Origin of the sequence: Flavobacterium sp. WC2421, from assembly GCF_040822115.1 — a bacterium.
In the GTDB taxonomy this organism is placed as follows: Bacteria; Bacteroidota; Bacteroidia; order Flavobacteriales; family Flavobacteriaceae; genus Flavobacterium.
This window is the reverse complement of the sequence record NZ_CP162004.1, coordinates 1,868,087-1,886,743: the sequence shown is the minus strand read 5'-3', so window position 1 is coordinate 1,886,743 and position 18,657 is coordinate 1,868,087. Positions and strand designations below refer to the sequence as shown.

19 protein-coding genes are annotated in these 18,657 nt (G+C 32.7%); 11 read left to right on the top strand and 8 right to left on the bottom strand.

Features of this window, described 5'->3' with window-relative positions:
* The first annotated feature begins 17 nt into the window (after positions 1–17).
* The 4 genes from rmuC (at position 18) to AB3G33_RS08050 (ending at position 3,014) form a co-directional block, all read left to right on the top strand.
* The gene (rmuC, locus tag AB3G33_RS08065; protein ID WP_367774014.1) at positions 18–1,388 is read left to right on the top strand and encodes a DNA recombination protein RmuC; all 1,371 of its coding nucleotides are present in this window, start codon (positions 18–20) and stop codon (positions 1,386–1,388) included.
* A 5-nt stretch (positions 1,389–1,393) separates the two neighbouring features.
* Positions 1,394–1,759: a 6-phosphogluconate dehydrogenase gene (locus AB3G33_RS08060; protein WP_367757717.1), complete on the top strand. Its 366-nt coding sequence runs from the start codon at positions 1,394–1,396 to the stop codon at positions 1,757–1,759.
* Between the two features lie 3 nt (positions 1,760–1,762).
* Positions 1,763–2,311, top strand: a complete 549-nt coding sequence (locus AB3G33_RS08055) for an acyl-CoA thioesterase (protein WP_367757715.1) — start codon at positions 1,763–1,765, stop codon at positions 2,309–2,311.
* A gap of 163 nt (positions 2,312–2,474) precedes the next feature.
* A complete protein-coding gene (locus AB3G33_RS08050) occupies positions 2,475–3,014 on the top strand; it encodes a YceI family protein (protein ID WP_367774011.1) in 540 nt (179 codons plus the stop codon).
* Positions 3,015–3,019: 5 nt separating this feature from the next.
* Here AB3G33_RS08050 and AB3G33_RS08045 read toward each other — a convergent pair whose 3' ends face one another.
* Complete coding sequence (locus AB3G33_RS08045; RefSeq protein WP_367774009.1) at positions 3,020–3,931, bottom strand: TIGR01777 family oxidoreductase; 912 nt, start codon at positions 3,929–3,931, stop codon at positions 3,020–3,022.
* A gap of 122 nt (positions 3,932–4,053) precedes the next feature.
* Between AB3G33_RS08045 and AB3G33_RS08040 the strand changes: the two genes are divergently transcribed.
* Genes AB3G33_RS08040 through AB3G33_RS08015 form a run of 6 tightly spaced genes read left to right on the top strand, consistent with a single transcriptional unit; the run spans position 4,054 to position 9,067 of the window.
* Positions 4,054–4,713 carry a TetR family transcriptional regulator C-terminal domain-containing protein gene (locus tag AB3G33_RS08040; protein WP_367774006.1) on the top strand — a complete coding sequence of 220 codons (660 nt, stop codon included), beginning with the start codon at positions 4,054–4,056 and terminating at the stop codon, positions 4,711–4,713.
* Entirely contained in the window at positions 4,714–6,012 is a 1,299-nt protein-coding gene (locus tag AB3G33_RS08035) for an ABC1 kinase family protein (protein WP_367774003.1), read from the top strand.
* A gap of 47 nt (positions 6,013–6,059) precedes the next feature.
* Positions 6,060–6,293 carry a TIGR03643 family protein gene (locus AB3G33_RS08030; RefSeq protein WP_367774121.1) on the top strand — a complete coding sequence of 78 codons (234 nt, stop codon included), beginning with the start codon at positions 6,060–6,062 and terminating at the stop codon, positions 6,291–6,293.
* 19 nt (positions 6,294–6,312) lie between these two features.
* Entirely contained in the window at positions 6,313–6,996 is a 684-nt protein-coding gene (locus tag AB3G33_RS08025) for an SDR family NAD(P)-dependent oxidoreductase (RefSeq protein WP_367774000.1), read from the top strand.
* Positions 6,997–7,022: 26 nt separating this feature from the next.
* Positions 7,023–7,634 carry a GTP cyclohydrolase I FolE gene (gene folE / locus AB3G33_RS08020; RefSeq protein WP_367773997.1) on the top strand — a complete coding sequence of 204 codons (612 nt, stop codon included), beginning with the start codon at positions 7,023–7,025 and terminating at the stop codon, positions 7,632–7,634.
* A 14-nt stretch (positions 7,635–7,648) separates the two neighbouring features.
* Positions 7,649–9,067: an SDR family oxidoreductase gene (locus AB3G33_RS08015; protein ID WP_367773993.1), complete on the top strand. Its 1,419-nt coding sequence runs from the start codon at positions 7,649–7,651 to the stop codon at positions 9,065–9,067.
* A gap of 140 nt (positions 9,068–9,207) precedes the next feature.
* Here AB3G33_RS08015 and AB3G33_RS08010 read toward each other — a convergent pair whose 3' ends face one another.
* The 7 genes from AB3G33_RS08010 to AB3G33_RS07980 all read right to left on the bottom strand — a co-directional run bounded on the left by AB3G33_RS08010 (position 9,208) and on the right by AB3G33_RS07980 (position 15,849).
* Positions 9,208–10,503 carry a deoxyribodipyrimidine photo-lyase gene (locus AB3G33_RS08010; RefSeq protein WP_367773990.1) on the bottom strand — a complete coding sequence of 432 codons (1,296 nt, stop codon included), beginning with the start codon at positions 10,501–10,503 and terminating at the stop codon, positions 9,208–9,210.
* Positions 10,503–10,964: a hypothetical protein gene (locus AB3G33_RS08005; protein WP_367773987.1), complete on the bottom strand. Its 462-nt coding sequence runs from the start codon at positions 10,962–10,964 to the stop codon at positions 10,503–10,505. Before AB3G33_RS08005 ends, AB3G33_RS08010 begins: the two co-directional genes overlap by 1 nt.
* Before the next feature lie 157 nt (positions 10,965–11,121).
* Positions 11,122–11,562, bottom strand: coding sequence for a carotene hydroxylase (locus AB3G33_RS08000; RefSeq protein ID WP_367773984.1), 441 nt, complete (start codon positions 11,560–11,562; stop codon positions 11,122–11,124).
* 20 nt (positions 11,563–11,582) lie between these two features.
* The gene (locus AB3G33_RS07995) at positions 11,583–12,422 is read right to left on the bottom strand and encodes a phytoene/squalene synthase family protein (RefSeq protein WP_367773980.1); all 840 of its coding nucleotides are present in this window, start codon (positions 12,420–12,422) and stop codon (positions 11,583–11,585) included.
* Complete coding sequence (locus AB3G33_RS07990; protein ID WP_367773978.1) at positions 12,406–13,893, bottom strand: phytoene desaturase family protein; 1,488 nt, start codon at positions 13,891–13,893, stop codon at positions 12,406–12,408. Before AB3G33_RS07990 ends, AB3G33_RS07995 begins: the two co-directional genes overlap by 17 nt.
* A 36-nt stretch (positions 13,894–13,929) precedes the next feature.
* The gene (locus AB3G33_RS07985) at positions 13,930–14,829 is read right to left on the bottom strand and encodes a MerR family transcriptional regulator (RefSeq protein WP_367773975.1); all 900 of its coding nucleotides are present in this window, start codon (positions 14,827–14,829) and stop codon (positions 13,930–13,932) included.
* A gap of 57 nt (positions 14,830–14,886) precedes the next feature.
* A complete protein-coding gene (locus tag AB3G33_RS07980) occupies positions 14,887–15,849 on the bottom strand; it encodes an ion channel (protein ID WP_367757686.1) in 963 nt (320 codons plus the stop codon).
* A gap of 223 nt (positions 15,850–16,072) precedes the next feature.
* On the opposite strand from AB3G33_RS07980, the gene mgtA reads away from it, so the two are divergent.
* Positions 16,073–18,589, top strand: a complete 2,517-nt coding sequence (mgtA, locus tag AB3G33_RS07975; RefSeq protein ID WP_367773972.1) for a magnesium-translocating P-type ATPase — start codon at positions 16,073–16,075, stop codon at positions 18,587–18,589.
* Positions 18,590–18,657 lie beyond the last annotated feature (68 nt).

Sequence of the window (18,657 nt, the reverse complement as noted above, 5' to 3'; positions counted from 1 at the left end):
CATAAAAAAAACCTTTCATGTTAAATATGCTTCCTTTTTTGTTTCTATTTATTATTGCCCTTGCTATAGGAGTCTTCATAGGAAAACTCATTTTCTCCGCTCGCTTTCAGTCTGAAAAAATCAGTTTAGAAGAAAAACTGATTGCTTTAAATTCTCACTTTGACCAACAGAAAGAACAATATTTAAATGATCGTACTATATTCGAAAAACAACTTCAAACTAGTTCGCTAGAAAAAGAAACCATTCGAAATGAAAAAGACAGTTTAGCGATTCAGCTTTCGAAAAAAGAAGTGGATTTCGAAAATCTTTGGGAACGTAATAAAGAACAAAAAGAAGAAGTAGAAAAACTACAAGAAAAATTCACCAAAGAATTTGAGAATCTGGCAAATAAAATATTAGACGAAAAATCCAATAAATTTACAGAACAGAACAAGGAAAATATGAAAAACATCTTGTCTCCTTTGCAAGATAAAATTCAATTATTTGAGAAAAAAGTCGAAGATACCCACAAAGAAAGTATTGATTATCATGCGGCTTTACGCCAACAAATTCTGGGCTTACGTGAAATGAATATTCAAATGAGCAAGGAAACCATCAATTTGACCAAAGCCTTAAAGGGTGACAGCAAAATGCAAGGGAACTGGGGCGAACTCGTTTTGGAGCGTGTACTTGAAAAATCAGGATTGGAAAAAGGTCGTGAATATGAAGTACAACAAGCTTTTACTACGGAGGAAGGAAATCGTGTTTTCCCTGATGTTGTAATCAATCTCCCTGATGGCAAAAAAATGATAGTCGATTCTAAGGTTTCTTTGACTGCTTATGAAAAATACATTAACGAAGAAGAGGATGATTTAAAAATTGGTTATTTAAAAGAACATGTCAATTCCATAAAACGCCATGTAGAACAATTAGGCAATAAAAATTATCAAGATTTATACCAAATAGAAAGCCCCGACTTTGTACTGCTATTTATCCCAATTGAACCTGCTTTTGCCATGGCGCTGAATGAAGACAATACCTTGTACAACAAAGCATTCGAAAAAAACATTGTTATCGTAACACCAGCTACTTTACTTGCAACCTTACGTACTATTGACAGTATGTGGGCCAACCAAAAACAACAAGAAAATGCTTTTGAAATTGCGCGTCAAGCGGGAGCACTATATGACAAATTTGAAGGTTTTGTTGCTGATTTAATTAAAATTGGTAAAAAAATTGACGAAAGTAAAACGGAATATAGTGGTGCCATGAATAAATTAGTAGAAGGAAAAGGGAACTTGATTACCAGTGTAGAGAAATTGAAAAAAATGGGAGCCAAAGCTAAAAAGTCACTTCCAGAAAGCATCATAAATAGAGCTGAAAAAGACGAAAATCAACTATTAAACTAGAAAAAATGAAAAAATTTTTAGGCATTCTTGTGGCAGTAATCATACTATCAATCATTAGTTATTTTACTTTTTTATACTACGCAACCTATAGCGAAGGTGTTCGATCTGGTGAGTTAATTAAATTTAGTCATAAAGGAATGGTTTTCAAAACTTGGGAAGGAGAAATTAGTCAAGGCATTTCAGGTGCTCAAATATTCGCATTTTCAGTTTTAGACAAAGACAAAAAAGTAATTACAGATTTGCAAGAGATGGAAGGACAATATGTAAAAGTATCGTATATCGAACGTTACAAAACATTTCCTTGGTGGGGTGATACTAAGTATTACATTGTAGAAGTCAAGAAAGAAACCTCCCCTTTTAAAATTAAATAAAACATGCATAATACTTTCAAAACAGTCGCATCATCAGATATTACAATTTCTGAATTAATGCTTCCATCGCACACAAACTTTAGTGGTAAAATACATGGTGGCTATATCCTTTCTTTACTCGATCAAATTGCCTTTGCTTGCGCATCTAAATTTTCAGGAAATTATTGTGTAACAGCATCAGTAGATACCGTAGATTTTCTAAGACCTATAGAAGTTGGTGAATTAGTCACTATGAAGGCAAGTGTCAATTATGTAGGTAAAAGCTCCATGATTATAGGAATTCGAGTAGAGTCTGAAAACATTCAAACAGGAACTGTTAATCATTGTAATTCTTCTTATTTTACGATGGTTTCTAAAGATAAACATGGAGCAAATGCAAAAGTTCCAGGTCTTATCCTTTCCAATTTAGAGGAAGTGCGTCGTTTTTGTAATTGTTTGAAACAAATCTCCTTAAAAAAGGAAAAAAATCGTCATGAAGAGGTGTTTAATTATAGCTCTATAGAAACATTAGCAAGTTTGGAAAAATACAATGTTCAAATCGAACTAAGCTAATTAACTGATTACAAACACTTAACCGTTTGTAATTATTTTTCTTTTACTTTTCAGAATATTAAAATCAATTTAGTTCCTATTTCTCACCAATTAACCATTTGAATATAGTCTAAATTCGGCTGATTTTTCGTAACTTTAAGTAGAACAATATAGGACAAAACCTATGAAAAAAACGCTACTCTTACTCGCTTTGTTTATAGCAACCAACCTACATGCTCAAGAAAAAATGACTTCTACAAACGGAATCATTTCCTTTGAGGCATCAGTACCTTTTTTTGAAAATGTAGAAGCAAAAAACGAGACCGTAAATTCCTATTTAAACACAAAAAAAGGTCAAGTATCGTTTGTCGTTTATATTAATATGTTCCACTTTCAAAGAAGTTTAATGGAAGAGCATTTTAATGCTAATTATTTAGAAAGTAAAAAATATCCAAAAGCAACTTTTAAAGGTGTAATTGAAAAATTCGAAATAAAAAATATTGATTTTCATACGAATGTATATTACATAAGTGGGAAAATAACTATCCACGGCAAATCAAAAAACATAAGAGTGCCTGCTAAAATCAAAAAACTAGGTAAAGGTTTAGAACTACAATCCAATTTTACAATAAACACAGATGACTTCAATATTGCTATTCCCTATATCGTGAGAAATAAAATTTCTAAAGAAGTTACTATTACACTATATTCTGTTATACAATAATACTGTTAAGGCAAACAAATTTTTATCGTTTCTTCTAAATTTTTATGCTCGAAATAAAAGCCAGTACTTTCTATTTTATCTGAAGAAACCCTTCTACCAGTCAAAACAATCTTAGCCATTTCCCCCATCATTATTTTTAATACAAATGCAGGAATATTAGGCAGCCAAAGAGAGTGACCGCATAGCTTAGCTAAGGTTTTCGAAAAAATAGCATTGGTTGTATCGTCATTGATAGCCGCATTATATGGCCCTTCCATTTTAAGGTTAGTAATAGCTTCTAGATATATTCTACAAAGATCACTAATATGAATCCAAGGCATATATTGTTCCCCTGAGCCTAAAGCGGCACCTAAATTCCATTTAAACAGCGGAATTAACTTATTTAAAAAACCATCATTTTTACCCAATACTAAACCAGTACGAATTTTCACAGTCCGAATCCCTAAATTTCCAACACGATCCGCTGCAGCCTCCCATTTTTTACAGGTAACTCCCAAGAAATCATTTGCCTCAGTTGTTTTTTCAGTACAAATAGCTCTCCCGTTTATCGCTCCATAAATACCAACTGCTGAGGCAGAAACAAATGCTTCGGGTATTTTATTATTCTTTTTTAGAACGGAATAAATCAATTGAATTGATTTTTCCCTACTATCGATAATTTCCTCTTTCCTTTTTTTTGTCCATCTTTTTTCGGCAATGTTTTCTCCAGCAAGATGAATTATATAATCAGCATTAAGAACTGCTTCCTCTTCTATTTTCTGATTTGTAACATCCCAAGTATAATAAAAAATATTGGTTACATTCTCCTTTTTCCCTCTGCTTAAAATAGAAACTGTAAATCCTTTATCGATTAATAAATGGGTCATATGCCGTCCAATAAATCCAGTACCTCCTGATATCAAAACATTTTTTTTCATGGCAGTTCAACTTTAATGATTTTATAATAAAACAAATGTACAAAATAAATTTTTGTTTAACTTTAACAATATTTCATTAAACAATACATATCTTTATACTCTAATTTGAAATTTTCAAAAAAATGGCAACTAAAAAAGCAACACTTAGCAAAGACAAGATAGTTTCTATGTATATGGATTATACATTGGAAAATAATGAAAAGCCAAAATCAGTTTATCAATTTATGAAATTAAATGGATATTCAGAAACTGAATTTTACGCCTTTTTTGGAACTCTAGAAGGAATCGAAAAAGAAATATATGTGTTATTTCTGCAAAAAACGGTTGAACTTTTACACAAAAACAAAGAATACGAAACCTATGATATGAAAAGTAAAATGCTTAGTTTTTATTTTACTTTCTTCGAATTATTAGCTGCTAATCGTTCTTATGTCGTTATGAGTTTGAAAGAACACCAAAATCAGTTAAAAAATTTGATGCAATTATCAGAATTAAGAGTTGCTTTCAAGGAATACGTAACTACAATTATCACTGATGAATATCGTATTAAAAACGAAAAAGCACAGCAATATCAAGAAAAAGCAATTACCGAAGGGTCTTGGATTCAATTATTGATGACGCTAAAATTTTGGTTGGATGATTCCTCTCCTGCTTTTGAAAAGACAGATATTTTCATTGAGAAATCGGTTAAAGCCACTTTTGAATTAATGAATATCAGCCCTATTGAATCACTAATCGATTTTGGAAAATTTATTTTTAAAGAAAAAATACAAACCAAATAAATGAAAACAATTGATTATATCCCAACCTCAAAAATAGAAAGAGCGACGAAACTGGTGCAAACTGGTGCTAAAGTAGGCGTTAACTATTTAAAATATTACGGCGAAAAAATGGTGAATTCCGATTTGACACGTGACAAATTAAATGAAGACAATGCCGAAGACATATATGATGGTTTAAAAAGCCTAAAAGGAAGTGCACTTAAAGTAGCGCAAATGTTAAGTATGGATAAAAGTTTCTTGCCTCAAGCCTATGTAGAGAAATTTTCTTTGTCTCAATTTTCTGTTCCACCACTTTCTGCGCCATTAGTTTTGAAAACATTTAAAACTAATTTCGGAAAAACACCATACGAGATTTTTGATGAGTTTAATTCTACTTCAGTAAATGCGGCGAGTATCGGACAAGTACATTTAGCAGTAAAAGATAATAAAAAACTCGCTGTGAAAATTCAGTATCCTGGAGTAGCCAACAGTATCTCATCGGATTTGGCGTTGGTAAAGCCAATCGCTATAAGAATGTTTAATCTTCAAGGAAAAGACTCCGATAAATACTTTAAGGAAGTAGAAGACAAACTGATTGAAGAAACTAACTATTTGTTAGAACTACAACAAAGTCAAGAAGTAGTTGCAGCTTGTGAAAAAATTGACAATTTAGTTTTTCCAAATTACTACCCAGAGTTTTCATCAGAGAAAATTATTACGATGGATTGGATGACGGGTGTTCATTTATCTGAATTTAAAAATGCGAATCCTGAGATTGCCAATAAGCTAGGACAAGCATTATGGGATTTCTATATGTATCAAATCCACATTCTAAAAAAAGTACATGCTGATCCACATCCTGGAAATTTCTTGGTGAATGATAAAAATCAATTGGTAGCACTTGATTTTGGTTGCATGAAGCAAATACCAAATGAATTTTACATTCCTTATTTTGAATTGATTAACAAAGAAGTAATAGACAACAAAGTACTATTTGAAAAAAAACTATTTGAATTAGAAATATTAAGAACCGATGATTCTAAAGAAGAAATTGTGTATTTCACTCAAATGTTTTACGATTTATTATCGCTGTTTACCAAACCGTTCCAAACAGAAACTTTCGACTTTTCAGATGAAGAATTTTTTGAAAACATTGCCCAATTAGGAGAACGATTTTCAAAAGATACTAATCTTAGAAAAATGAATGGCAATAGAGGTTCTAAACATTTCATCTATATGAACAGGACTTTCTTTGGCTTGTATAATTTAATGTTTGATCTAAAAGCAACTATTGTAGTCAATCAATATAAAAAATACTAATCGTGAAATTAATTCTAGCAGAAATAGAAATTGATCGAATCATTGAAATGGCATGGGAAGATCGAACCACATTTGAAGCAATTCAAATTCAATTTGGTTTAAAAGAACAAGAAGTGATTGACTTAATGCGACAAGAAATGAAAGCGTCGAGTTTTAAAATGTGGCGTGAACGCGTGCAAGGCAGGAAAACAAAACATGAAAAATTACGTGATTTTCAAGAAGGTCGTTTTAAATGCAACAGACAAAGAAACATTAGCAATAATAAAATTTCAAAAAGATAGATTTAAAAACTTATTTTAAATGAAAAACATACTAATCATTGGTGGCAGCAAAGGCATAGGAAACGCCATTCTTTTACAACAATTAGAACAAAATACTATATATAACATTAGTAGAAGTACTCCTGAAATTTCACACCCAAATTTGATACATTATCCTCTAGATGTTTTAAATGATGCACTTCCACAAATAGAAAAAATTGACACAATAATCTACTGCCCTGGTTCCATTAATTTAAAACCAATTGGTAGTTTAAGTATCGAAGATTTTAGAAATGACTTTGAAATTAATGTAATTGGAGCAGTAAAAGTCATTCAAAACTATTTACCTGTTTTAAAAAAGGGAACAAATCCATCCATACTCTTATTTAGTACAGTTGCTGCAAAACTGGGAATGCCATTTCACGCCAGTATAGCAACAGCTAAGGCGGGAGTGGAGGGATTAGTTAAATCGTTGGGAGCTGAGTTGGCCTCGGTAGTACGCATCAATGCCATTGCTCCCACGATTACCGAAACATCGCTATCAGCAGGGATTTTACGAAATGACCGAATGAAGGAAAATATGGTAGAACGACACCCTATGAAAGGATACCTTAAACCCGAAGAAGTGGGTGATATGGCAGATTTTCTACTGTCTGAAAAAGCAAAATCCATTTCAGGTCAAGTCTTTGAAATGGATTATGGAATAGTAACTTTTAAAATATAATGACTCCCCTATAAAATAACAATCGCATGATTAAAGAAATGAAAAGTTACGAAAAAACAGAACAGTATGATGCTGAAACAACGAATGTATTAGCAGCCAATTACAAAACAATAATTCACGGTTTAGGGGAAGACGTTACTAGAGAAGGTCTTGAAAAAACACCCGAACGTGTCGCTAAAGCCATGCAGTTTTTGACTCATGGATACGCAATTGACCCATTAGAAATATTAAAATCGGCATTGTTTACGGAAGACCATAGCCAAATGATTGTGGTGAAAAATATCGAAGTATATTCTATGTGTGAACATCATATGCTCCCTTTTTTTGGAAAAGCACACGTAGCTTATATTCCAAACGGAAAAATTGTAGGACTTAGTAAAATTCCTAGAATTGTAGATGCATATGCCCGTAGAATGCAAGTTCAAGAACGATTGACTGACCAAATTAAAGATTGTATTCAAGAAGCATTAGAACCATTAGGTGTTGCGGTAGTCATTGAAGCACAACACATGTGCATGCAAATGCGTGGCATTCAAAAACAAAATTCTTTCACAACTACTTCCTCTTTTACAGGTGCATTTGAAAAAAATAAAACTAGAAAAGAATTTATCAGCTTGATTTCTAATAAATTAAGTTAATTTAAACAAAAACTATGAAAATTCTCTTAACAGGCGCAACAGGTTATATCGGGAAGCGACTATTACCCATTTTAGTAGCACAAGGTCACGATATAATCTGTTGTGTAAGAGATAAAAACAGGTTCTATGTTCCAATTGAATTAATAAAAAACATCGAAGTTATTGAAGTTGATTTTCTAAAAAAAGAAACACTAAACAACATTCCTAATGACATTGATGCGGCCTATTACCTGATTCATTCGATGTCAAGTTCTGCTGATAATTATGATGAGTTAGAACAAGCTTCGGCTGAAAATTTTGTGACTAAAATAAATACCACCCATGCCAAACAAGTGATTTACTTGAGCGGTATTGTAAATGACAAATCACTTTCTAAACATTTATCTTCTAGAAAAAATGTAGAAAATATTCTAAGCTCAGGAACTTTCGCCCTTACCACTTTGCGTGCTGGAATTATCGTTGGTTCTGGAAGTGCCTCGTTCGAAATCATTAGGGATTTAGTCAATAAACTTCCAGTAATGATTACGCCCAAATGGCTTAATACCAAATGCCAACCTATTGCCATCAATGATGTACTCGATTTTTTATCTAAATCACTGTTAAACCCCGTCACTTACAATCAAAGTTTTGATATAGGTGGTCCCGATATTTTGACTTATAAAGAAATGTTGTTGGCTTTCGCCAAAGCAAAAAAACTAAAACGCTGGATTTTCACCGTCCCAGTAATGACTCCAAAACTCTCCTCCTACTGGCTTTATTTCGTCACCTCAACTTCTTATAAATTAGCGAGCGCTTTAGTGAGTAGCATGAAAGTAGAAGTGATTTGTAGAGATACAAAAATTAACGAACTGCTTCAGGTAAAACCCATGTCCTACGAACAGGCACTTTCACGAGCATTAATAAAAGTTGATGAAGATAAAGTAGCTTCGAGTTGGAAAGATTCCTTAATCAGTGGTCGATTTAATAGTAATATTTCAGAATATCTACAAGTACCCAAAAAAGACTGTTTTATAGACAGACGCAAAATGGAAATTATAAATCGGGCCTATACCATTCACCAAATTTGGTCCATTGGTGGAGAAACAGGATGGTATTATGGCGATTGGTTGTGGGGATTGCGTGGATTTATTGATAAATTGTATGGTGGTGTAGGTTCTAGAAGAGGACGAACTAATAAACACGACATCCATGCTGGCGATGCACTGGATTTTTGGAGGGTTTTGTATGCTAATAAATCAGAAGGGAAATTAATTCTTTTTGCCGAAATGAAACTCCCGGGAGAAGCTTGGCTAGAATTCAAAATAATTGGAACCACCTTGTATCAATCTGCTACGTTTAGACCTAGAGGTATTTGGGGAAAATTATATTGGTATTCTGTTTTGCCTTTTCATGGGTTTATTTTTAAGGGAATGTTAGCGAAGTTAATTCGTTAAATATTTAACATATAAGCTTTTTAACCATTAAGAAATTAAGTGAAATTAAGCTGAAAAAGCTATATGAAACTTAACTCCATAATGGTTTTAACTTTATTTACAATTCAAAAAACTTATATGACTTATATGTTTAATAAAAATCACTTCAATATTCCTGCCTTATAAGTCGCAATCGCTCTGTCTCTCGCCATAGCATGTTCTACCATAGGCGCTCCGTATCCTAAATCGAATTCAGGAATCCATTTACGAATGTAAATCCCTTTTTCGTCAAACTTTTTCAATTGAATTTCAGGATTGAATACTCTAAAATAAGGTGCAGCATCGCAACCCGTACCAGCTGCCCATTGCCAGTTTCCTACATTAGCAGATAGTTCATAATCCAACAACTTTTCGGCAAAATAAGCTTCGCCCCATTGCCACTGAATTAATAAATGTTTACACAAAAAACTCGCCACCACCATACGAACACGATTGTGCATGTACCCCGTTTCATTCAGCTGACGCATTCCTGCATCCACCATGGGATAACCTGTAGTACCAGTGCACCAGCGTTTGAAATCTTCTTCATTATTACGCCACTGGATACCATCATAAGCCGATTTGAAATTATGATCCATCACTTTTGGGAAACTATAAAGGATTTGCATGAAAAACTCTCGCCAAATGAGTTCACTCAAAAAAACATCATTTTTACGTACAGCCCAATTGACTAATTTTCGAATGCTAATAGTTCCAAAACGCAAATGAGGTGATAAATAAGAGGTGCTATCTATCGCTGGAAAATCTCGGGTTTCGTGATAATTAGAAATTTGCGTGAGATTGTGTGGCTTTACTTTTATAGTACTTTCTATAAACCCAATTTGTTCCAAAGTTGGAAAATCAAAATTGCTTTTATAAAAATTAGAATAGTAAAGGGAAGCATCAAATTCCGTTACTGGAGCGTTTACTTTGTATTTTTCTAACCATTTATTTTTATAGGGTGTGTAAACCGTATAAGGCAAACCATCGGATTTGGTGATTTCCAATTCTTCAAAAATCACTTGGTCTTTAAAAAAACTGGTAATGGTATAATTAGAGTTTAAAATTTCAGAAATTGCCAGATCACGCTTTATAGCATAAGGCTCGTAATCTTTATTATAAAATACCTCTTTGATATCAAATTCTTGAATTAACGATTGCCAAACTGATGCTGTAGGTCCTTTCTTTATTAAAAGAGAACTTCCTGATTCATGGAGTTTTGAATTAATCTTTGCAAGTGATTCGTAAATAAAACCCACTCTCGCATCATCATTAGGTAAACTATCTAAAATTGCATCATCAAAAATAAACAATGGAATTACAGGAAAATGAGATTGTAACGCATGAAACAGACCTACATTATCTTCTAAACGCAAGTCCCGACGAAACCAAAAAAAAGCTACCGATAGCTTGGTCATTATTTTGAATTAAAAAGTTGGTCTACCATTTTTTCTCTATGAGCAAAAATCTCTGTTAGTTTTGCTTTTACGACTAAGGTATTCATGATACGTCCTAAGATTCCTAAAGGCAATCCATAATGCACCACGTCAGTCATTTTTACCCCATTTTCTGTAGCTTCAAAAAAATGTTTGTGGTGCCAAAACGCATAAGGTCCAAAACGTTGTTCGTCTATGAAATAACTATAGTCTTCTACCTTTGTAATTTCGGTTACCCAAGCAATTTTAATTCCCGCTAATGGCGAAACTTTATATTGAATGATTTGGCCTGGATACATACTTTTCCCATCGTAATCAGTGATTTGAAAACCCATGGCTTCAGGTGTGATTTTTTGAAGGTTTTTTGGACTGGAAAAAAAAGCCCAACATTCTTCGATACTTGCATTGACGTGTTGAACTGATTCTTTTTTATAGAGTTTCATGGTAGTGGTGTTTTTAAACTATTCTTGGGATATAAACTGGGTTGCGTGATATTTGAAATTAAAAGAGGACAGCCAGAGGCTGTCAGGTATATTCGAAAAAGGTTTTAAATTATTCTTATATGAGTTTAATCAAAAAACGGGTCACGCCCAAATAATTTTACATTTTGTAATATTTGAAAGGGACAAATAACATTCCAAAACACTCTCCTTCTTCCTTTCCAAGATGTTTGTGGTGTACTTTATGGGCTTTTCGCAATCCAACCAAGTATTTATTTTTAGTGTTTTTGAACCACTTGAAACGTTGATGTATTAAGACATCATGAATCATGAAATAGCAAAACCCGTAAGCGGTAATTCCTAGGCCTATGAAGAATAAATAATTGATTCCGCCTTCAACTCCATAATAAAAAAGAACAATGCTAGGTACAGCAAAAATGATAAAGAAAATATCGTTGCGTTCAAATGGATGTGCATATTTTGGCTGATGATGATCTTCGTGAAAATACCACATCAAACCATGCATAACATACTTGTGTGTGAGCCAAGTGACGCATTCCATAATGAGAAAAACACATATAAAAATTAAAAAAGAGATCATTGTTTTTTTATTTAAAAGTACTAGACTAATTTCAATTTATAGGTTACAAATGATTGGGCTAGAAGTCCCGCTTTCGTATAATTAGAAACTCGGATTCTGGCATTCCCAATCTCGTGACAAGGGGTGTTTTTTAGCTTTTTGAGTAGTTTTTTATAATACACAAAGGCAGTATAAACACCAAATTTAGCTTCGATAGGCAATTTTACAATCCCTTGGTAAGCAATTGCAAAATCCTCTTCAATTTCTTTAATAATAGCCGTTTTGGCTTTTTCGTCAAAAGATTTTAAGTCAACACCAGGGAAATAATTACGGTTTAAAACCAAATTATCGTCTTTTAAATCTCGAAGGAAATTCACTTTTTGGAAAGCAGATCCCAATCGCATGGCTTCGACTTTTAATTGCTCATAACGAATATTATTTCCTTTGACAAAAACTTTGAGACACATTAAACCTACCACATCAGCGGAACCGTAAATGTAGTCTTCATATTCATCTTGAGTGTCATAATCCGATTTTACTAAATCGAGTTTCATGCTCTTCAAGAAAGCCTGAATCAAATCATCTGTAATATTATATTCTTTTACGGTATGTTGAAAAGAATTCAAAATAGGGTTTAAACTAATTCCAGATTTATAGGATTTATAATATTCTTTTTCAAAATCATTAATTAAATCCTCTTTATCAAAACCATGAAAAGAATCTACAATTTCATCAGCAAAGCGCACAAAGCCGTAAATACTATAAATAGCATCTCTGATACTTGGTGACAGCATATATACCGCCAATGAAAATGAAGTACTATAGTTTTTAGTAACTAGCTTACTGCATTTGAAAGAGACATCATCAAATAATTGCTTCATAATAGTATTCTTTAATTTGCTTTTCTATTAACTCAGATACTAATTTTCCGGAAATTAGTGCAGGTGGAACTCCAGGTCCTGGAACAGTTAATTGCCCTGTAAAATAGAGATTGTTTACTTTTTTACTTTTTAATTTTGGTCTTAAAAAAGCCGTTTGCAATAAAGTATTTGCCATTCCGTAGGCATTGCCTTTGTATGAATTGTACTCAGATACAAAATCATTTTTGCAAAAGGATTCCTTAAATATAATATTTTTTTTAATGCTTTGCTGTGTTACGCGTTCAAAACGATCCATAATTTTATCAAAATATTCCTCCCTTAATTCTTCTGTATCTTCTATTCCAGGCGCCAATGGTATCAAGAAAAAACCCGTTTCCATTCCTTCTGGCGCTGCTGTTTTATCAGTCAGCGAAGGGAAATTAGCATAAAACAAAGGTTCTTTAGGCCATTGTGGTTTGTCATAAATATCAGCTGCATGTTGCTTAAAATCTACATCAAAAAATAAAGCATGATGTGAAATGTTTTTTATTTTTTTATTAAAACCCACATAGAACAATAGTGACGAAGGTGCAAAAACTCGACTTTTCCAATATTTTGCTGAATAGGCTCTATGTTCCTTATCTAGTAAAGTTTCGGTATGATGATAATCAGCACCACTTAAAACAATATCTGAATCAATTCGTTTGCCATTGACAACAATTGCTTTTGCCGTTTTATCTTCGACTATAATCTTTTCAATATTAGCATTGGTATGAAAAGTAACCCCTAGTTCAAGTGCTAAACTTTCCATTGCTTTAACCACGTCAAACATTCCTGTTTTGGGATGCCAAGTTCCAAGACCAAAGTCGGCAAAATTCATAAAACTATAAAATGAAGGCGTATCTGACGGTTTAGCTCCTAAGAACAAAACGGGAAATTCAAGAATTTGAATCAGTTTTTCATTTTTGAATTTCTTGCGAATATCTTTACTGATATTACTAAAAAAGGCTCCCACTTTCATTGCCGTCTCCATAGTCACCAATTCAAGTGGTGAAACTCCTGGACGATATACTAAATCTTTGATGGCAATATTATAATTGCTTTGTGCTTCCATCATAAAGTCATCTAAAATTTGGCCACTTCCTTTTTCGATTTTTTCGAAAGTAGTTTCAATTTCGATTAGATTATCTGCTATAGCTATAAAATCATCCACTCCATAATATACGCGATACGCTGGAGAAAGTTTTATGAGCTCGTAATAATCAGAAGTTTTTTTTCCAAAATCGGCAAAAAAACGATCAAAAACATCAGGCATCCAGTACCAACTTGGTCCCATATCAAAGGTAAAACCTTCTTTTTTTAACTGCCTAGCTCTACCTCCTATCGAGGCATTCTTTTCAAAAACGGCAACCTGATGACCCATTTTTGCTAAATAGCAAGAAGCAGACAATGCAGCGAAACCCGAACCTATAATTGTAATTTTCTTTTTCATTTGTTTAGCAAATATACAAAATGTTTAAACAAAATATTAAATTTTATCTACTAAATCTGAAATAGAATTAAAAACAACAACTTTATCATCACGCTTTTCCATATGGATAAATTCTGCTAGTCGACCAATATACCAAAGTGACGTATTCTCGTCAAGTAACTGAGTTATCATTTCGTCAACATATTCATTAACTATGTTACGCTCTGGTTGTACAGTGAAATAAGATAAAAAGACTATTGATTCAAAATGTTTTTTGAGGTCCTTCAAGTTTTCTATTGGCATACTCTCACCAAGATAGATTGCTTTATAACCCTGTAGTACTATTTCATAGTTGATATACATTAAACCTAATTCATGTATTTCATTCATTGGAAGAGATAAGACAAAAACCTTATCCGTTTTAGAAGGTTTTTGCGTTTGCACTTTTTCAATATTTATAACTAATTTTTGTTTTATTAAATAGCTGATAAAATGCTCATGTGCAGGAGAAATAGTATCTGTTTGCCATAACAAACCCAGTTCATTCATAAGGGGAATAAATACTTGATGGAAAACTTCTTTAAATGACTTCTCGGCTATTAACCAATTGTATGTATTAAAAAAAAGCTCTTGATCGAAATTCATCATTGCCATTTTAAAAGCACTGATTGCATGATTTTTAGCATTTTTAGAAGAAGTTATTTCGCGTACAAGTGATGGGATTTTTTCTTCAGAATAGGCCGCGATTTTAGAAATTTTATAGCCGTGATCATGTAACAAAGTAATATTTAATAGCTTTTGCAAACTAGCTAAATCATACAATCTAATATTAGTATCCGTACGCATTGGCTGTAAAACGTTATACCTCTTTTCCCAAATGCGAATTGTATGCGCTTTAATACCTGAAAGATTTTCTAAATCTTTTATACTAAAAACATTTTTTACATTGTTTATCATTTATTGAAATTTAATAAACAAATATAGCTTAAAAAATTAAATAAATAAGAAAAACAATTATTCCATATCAACCAATTGAAATGCATTCAACTTTTCTAAATTCAAAACTGTTTTAGAATTATCGATACTTCTAAAATACATAGACTCGAACTTAGCACCATAAACGACTTCATCAAAAGTATATGAAGTACGGATGGCAACTGTATTACTAAACATATCATCAAAAGTTTTAATATAAACCAAAATTTCACCACGCAAATTGGCATAATCTTCTTTCGTAAAATTATAGAGTGGACTATCTTCAGTAATAGGGTGAACCAAGGTCCAGCTTAAATTTAGTGCACTTATTTTTTGCAGTTCAAGATCAAGAGAATAAAATCGATTTACCATTTTCCCATTCTCCTCAATATTCATTCCCAATGTAATTTGAGCTTCGGCATCACTAAAATTAGTATTTTTAAAAGGAGTTAACCGTATCATTAAACCTTTGATATCATCATACGGAGCGATAACTGCATTATGCGAAAATTTAAGAAAAGCAGTTGGTCTACTAAATCTACCGAAGAACAATCCCGTCGCAATAGCAAAACTCAACAAGCCAATAAGCGCTTCGGCTGCAGAAAGTGCACTAGTTAAGAAACCAGTAGGACTTATATGGCCATAACCAACAGTCGTAAAGGTTTGCGCACTAAAGAAATAAGCTTTTCCAAATTGTTCCCACTTATTATCTGATAAAGCAATTCCGTCAAGGTGTTCAACGCCAATTCCATAATAAATGGCCGCAAAAACAAAATTAATACTGATATAGAAGGACAAAATAATAGCCATGAATTTCCACGCTGACATTTCTATCATAGTATGATACCAACTGATGCGATGCAAAGCATGCATACCTCGTTTCTCAATGTTTGCCGAACCATTTTTATTTACAAAACGTCCTCCATAGCTACTTGCATTAGTACCAAAACCAGTATTTTGCTTTGCTTTAGCTCTCATATTAATTCTTTCTAATAATGCCATTTACTTGTAATTCTTTGAAAGTAAATTTAAACAAAAAATACAAGTACAATAAACCTATTGCATATTTAAAACAGTGCTTCTTTTTTTTAGCTAACTTTGATACTAGACTGTTTTAATAATCTAAGAATAGTGTTAAAAATGAAACTATTTTATTAGACAAAAAAAACGTTTTACAGCCTCCTTTTATTAATTTATGACAATGGTATAAATAAGAACTGACGCTATGAAAACAGCAGTACCAAATAGTTTTTGGCAATTTGACACTACATATTGGTATGATAAATTAAACAGTTCCCCTAACGGCTTGCCCAAAAATTTAGCAGAGCAAGTGTCTCTTCAAGCGGGACATAATATAAAAAAAGAATCAGTATTTAGTAAGGATTTCTTTCTATTGACAGGACAATTTAAAAGTCCGCTAATGCTACTACTAATTGGAGCGGTTATTTTATCAGCCTTTCTAGGTGATACCTCAGATGTTTTTATAATCCTATTTATTGTATTATCTACTGGTTTATTGAGTTTTTTCCAGGAAAGAAATGCAGGACGTATTGTCGATAAATTACAATCTTTAATTGCTTTAAAATGCAGCGTAATCCGAGACGGAATCGTACAAGACATTTTTAGCTCCACTATTGTCCCAGGAGATATTATTATTTTAAAAGCTGGAGATATGCTACCTGCAGATTGTTTAATTATTGAAGCAAATGAATTACACACTAATGAAGCTAGCCTTACTGGAGAATCCTATCCTACCGCAAAAGAAATAGGAGTTCTTGATGAAAACACTGAAATTGCTAAAAGAACAAATTCGCTATGGGAAGGAACCAGTATTGTAAGTGGCACTGCTAAGGCATTAGTAATTAACACGGGATCCAACACCATCTTTGGCACGATCACTAAAAATGCCAACACCACCGTTGAGACCAAATTTGAAAAAGGAATAAAAGATTTTGGTTTTTTTCTAATGAAAATTACGCTGGTATTGTCTCTTTTTATTTTAATAGTTAATTTATTGTATCATAAAAACGTGATAGAGTCCGCCTTATTTGCTTTGGCTTTAGCCGTAGGAATGGCCCCTGAATTACTACCTGCAATTACCACAATCGCTATGAGTGCAGGCGCACAAAGAATGTTGTCTAAAAAAGTTATAGTAAAAAAGCTCACTTCAATTCAAAATTTAGGAGAAGTAAATTTATTATGTACAGACAAAACAGGAACCATCACTGAAGGTACTATTAAAGTAGTAGGAACAGTAGATAGTCTAGGAAATGAATGTGAATTTGTGAAAGAAATTGGGTATTGGAATGCCACTTTTGAAACAGGATATTCAAATCCCATGGATGATGCCTTAAAAGAATTAATAATCGATTCTAAAATTACTCCCATAAAAACTGGGGAAATTCCCTATGATTTCATCCGTAAACGATTAAGTATAGCAATAATTACTAAGAATGACACTTTATTAATTAGTAAAGGAGCCTTTAACCAAATTATTTCCATTTGCTCCACTATGCGTTTACCAAACGGCAATATTGAAAATCTAGAACAACATAAAGCTGAAATAGAAAAAAACTTTGAACAATATGGTATCAATGCATTGAGAGCTATTGGTATTTGCTATAAAAACATAGAGGCAAGTACAATTACAAAAGAAGATGAAACTGCTATGGTATTTGCAGGATTCATTTTACTGGAAGATCCTATAAAAGAAGGGATAACTGAGGCAATTGAAAAATTAAAAAAACTACAGGTTAATCTAAAAATTATTTCAGGGGATAATAAAAATGTATCTAAATCTACAGCACTAAAGATTGGTATAAAAAATCCTGTAATAATCACCGGACAAGAGCTATATAAAATAAGTCCCGAGGCCTTAAAACAATTAGTAAAAAAAACACACATTTTTGCCGAAGTAGAACCACAACAAAAAGAACGAATTATTCAAGCTTTAAGAAAGACGTATACTGTAGCGTATATGGGCGACGGCATCAATGATGTATCAGCAATTAATGTTGCCGATGTTGGGATTTCTGTAGAGAATGCAGTGGATGTAGCACGAGAGGCAGCAGACTTTGTACTAATGGAAAAAGATTTAACCGTAATTATAGATGGTATTAAGGAAGGTAGAAAAACTTTTGCTAATACTTTAAAATACATTTTCATAAATACGGGTTCCACTTTTGGAAATATGTTTAGTGTAGCAATCGCTTCCCTTTTATTGCCGTTCCTCCCCATGTTGCCCAAACAGATTTTGCTAACAAACTTTATTACTGATTTTCCGTACCTAACTATTGCATCTGACAATGTAGACCAAGAGCAATTAAGAAAACCTGGTAAATGGAATCTCAAATTTATAAGAAACTACATGATTATTTTTGGGATACATAGCTCCATCTTTGATGTAATTACTTTTCTTATTCTTTTTTATATTCTAAAAGTAAAAGAATCCGCTTTTCAAACTGCGTGGTTTATCGAGTCCATACTCACAGAGTTGTTTATTTTATTTATCATTCGAACTCATAAAAACTTTTTTAAAAGTAAACCTGGAAAATACCTTTTCATACTTAGTGTCTTAGGATTACTAATAACGATTGCTTTACCCTACATTCCCTTCGCTGATAAAATTGGACTATCGCCACTTCCTTTATTTAATTTAGTACTCATGCTTCTAATTGTGGCGACTTATATCATTACAGCCGATCTATTAAAAGTTTGGTTTTTCAAAAAGTACAGAAATTAATTACTATAATTCATTTTAATAGTAGGTTCCCTCCAAAAAAAACAATTTTTTTAAAAATAAAAAATAAT

Bases quoted from the DNA above. Each gene is read 5' to 3' on its own strand.
- mgtA (WP_367773972.1), top strand. From the start codon at position 16,073: ATGAAAACAGCAGTACCAAATAGTTTTTGGCAATTTGACACTACATAT.
- AB3G33_RS07995 (WP_367773980.1), bottom strand. From the start codon at position 12,422: ATGAAGCAATTATTTGATGATGTCTCTTTCAAATGCAGTAAGCTAGTT.
- rmuC (WP_367774014.1), top strand. From the start codon at position 18: ATGTTAAATATGCTTCCTTTTTTGTTTCTATTTATTATTGCCCTTGCT.
- AB3G33_RS08060 (WP_367757717.1), top strand. From the start codon at position 1,394: ATGAAAAAATTTTTAGGCATTCTTGTGGCAGTAATCATACTATCAATC.
- AB3G33_RS08000 (WP_367773984.1), bottom strand. From the start codon at position 11,562: ATGATCTCTTTTTTAATTTTTATATGTGTTTTTCTCATTATGGAATGC.
- AB3G33_RS07980 (WP_367757686.1), bottom strand. From the start codon at position 15,849: ATGGCATTATTAGAAAGAATTAATATGAGAGCTAAAGCAAAGCAAAAT.
- AB3G33_RS07985 (WP_367773975.1), bottom strand. From the start codon at position 14,829: ATGATAAACAATGTAAAAAATGTTTTTAGTATAAAAGATTTAGAAAAT.
- AB3G33_RS08005 (WP_367773987.1), bottom strand. From the start codon at position 10,964: ATGAAACTCTATAAAAAAGAATCAGTTCAACACGTCAATGCAAGTATC.
- AB3G33_RS08025 (WP_367774000.1), top strand. From the start codon at position 6,313: ATGAAAAACATACTAATCATTGGTGGCAGCAAAGGCATAGGAAACGCC.
- AB3G33_RS08055 (WP_367757715.1), top strand. From the start codon at position 1,763: ATGCATAATACTTTCAAAACAGTCGCATCATCAGATATTACAATTTCT.
- AB3G33_RS08040 (WP_367774006.1), top strand. From the start codon at position 4,054: ATGGCAACTAAAAAAGCAACACTTAGCAAAGACAAGATAGTTTCTATG.
- AB3G33_RS08050 (WP_367774011.1), top strand. From the start codon at position 2,475: ATGAAAAAAACGCTACTCTTACTCGCTTTGTTTATAGCAACCAACCTA.
- AB3G33_RS08035 (WP_367774003.1), top strand. From the start codon at position 4,714: ATGAAAACAATTGATTATATCCCAACCTCAAAAATAGAAAGAGCGACG.
- AB3G33_RS08015 (WP_367773993.1), top strand. From the start codon at position 7,649: ATGAAAATTCTCTTAACAGGCGCAACAGGTTATATCGGGAAGCGACTA.
- AB3G33_RS07990 (WP_367773978.1), bottom strand. From the start codon at position 13,893: ATGAAAAAGAAAATTACAATTATAGGTTCGGGTTTCGCTGCATTGTCT.
- folE (WP_367773997.1), top strand. From the start codon at position 7,023: ATGATTAAAGAAATGAAAAGTTACGAAAAAACAGAACAGTATGATGCT.
- AB3G33_RS08010 (WP_367773990.1), bottom strand. From the start codon at position 10,503: ATGACCAAGCTATCGGTAGCTTTTTTTTGGTTTCGTCGGGACTTGCGT.
- AB3G33_RS08030 (WP_367774121.1), top strand. From the start codon at position 6,060: ATGGCATGGGAAGATCGAACCACATTTGAAGCAATTCAAATTCAATTT.
- AB3G33_RS08045 (WP_367774009.1), bottom strand. From the start codon at position 3,931: ATGAAAAAAAATGTTTTGATATCAGGAGGTACTGGATTTATTGGACGG.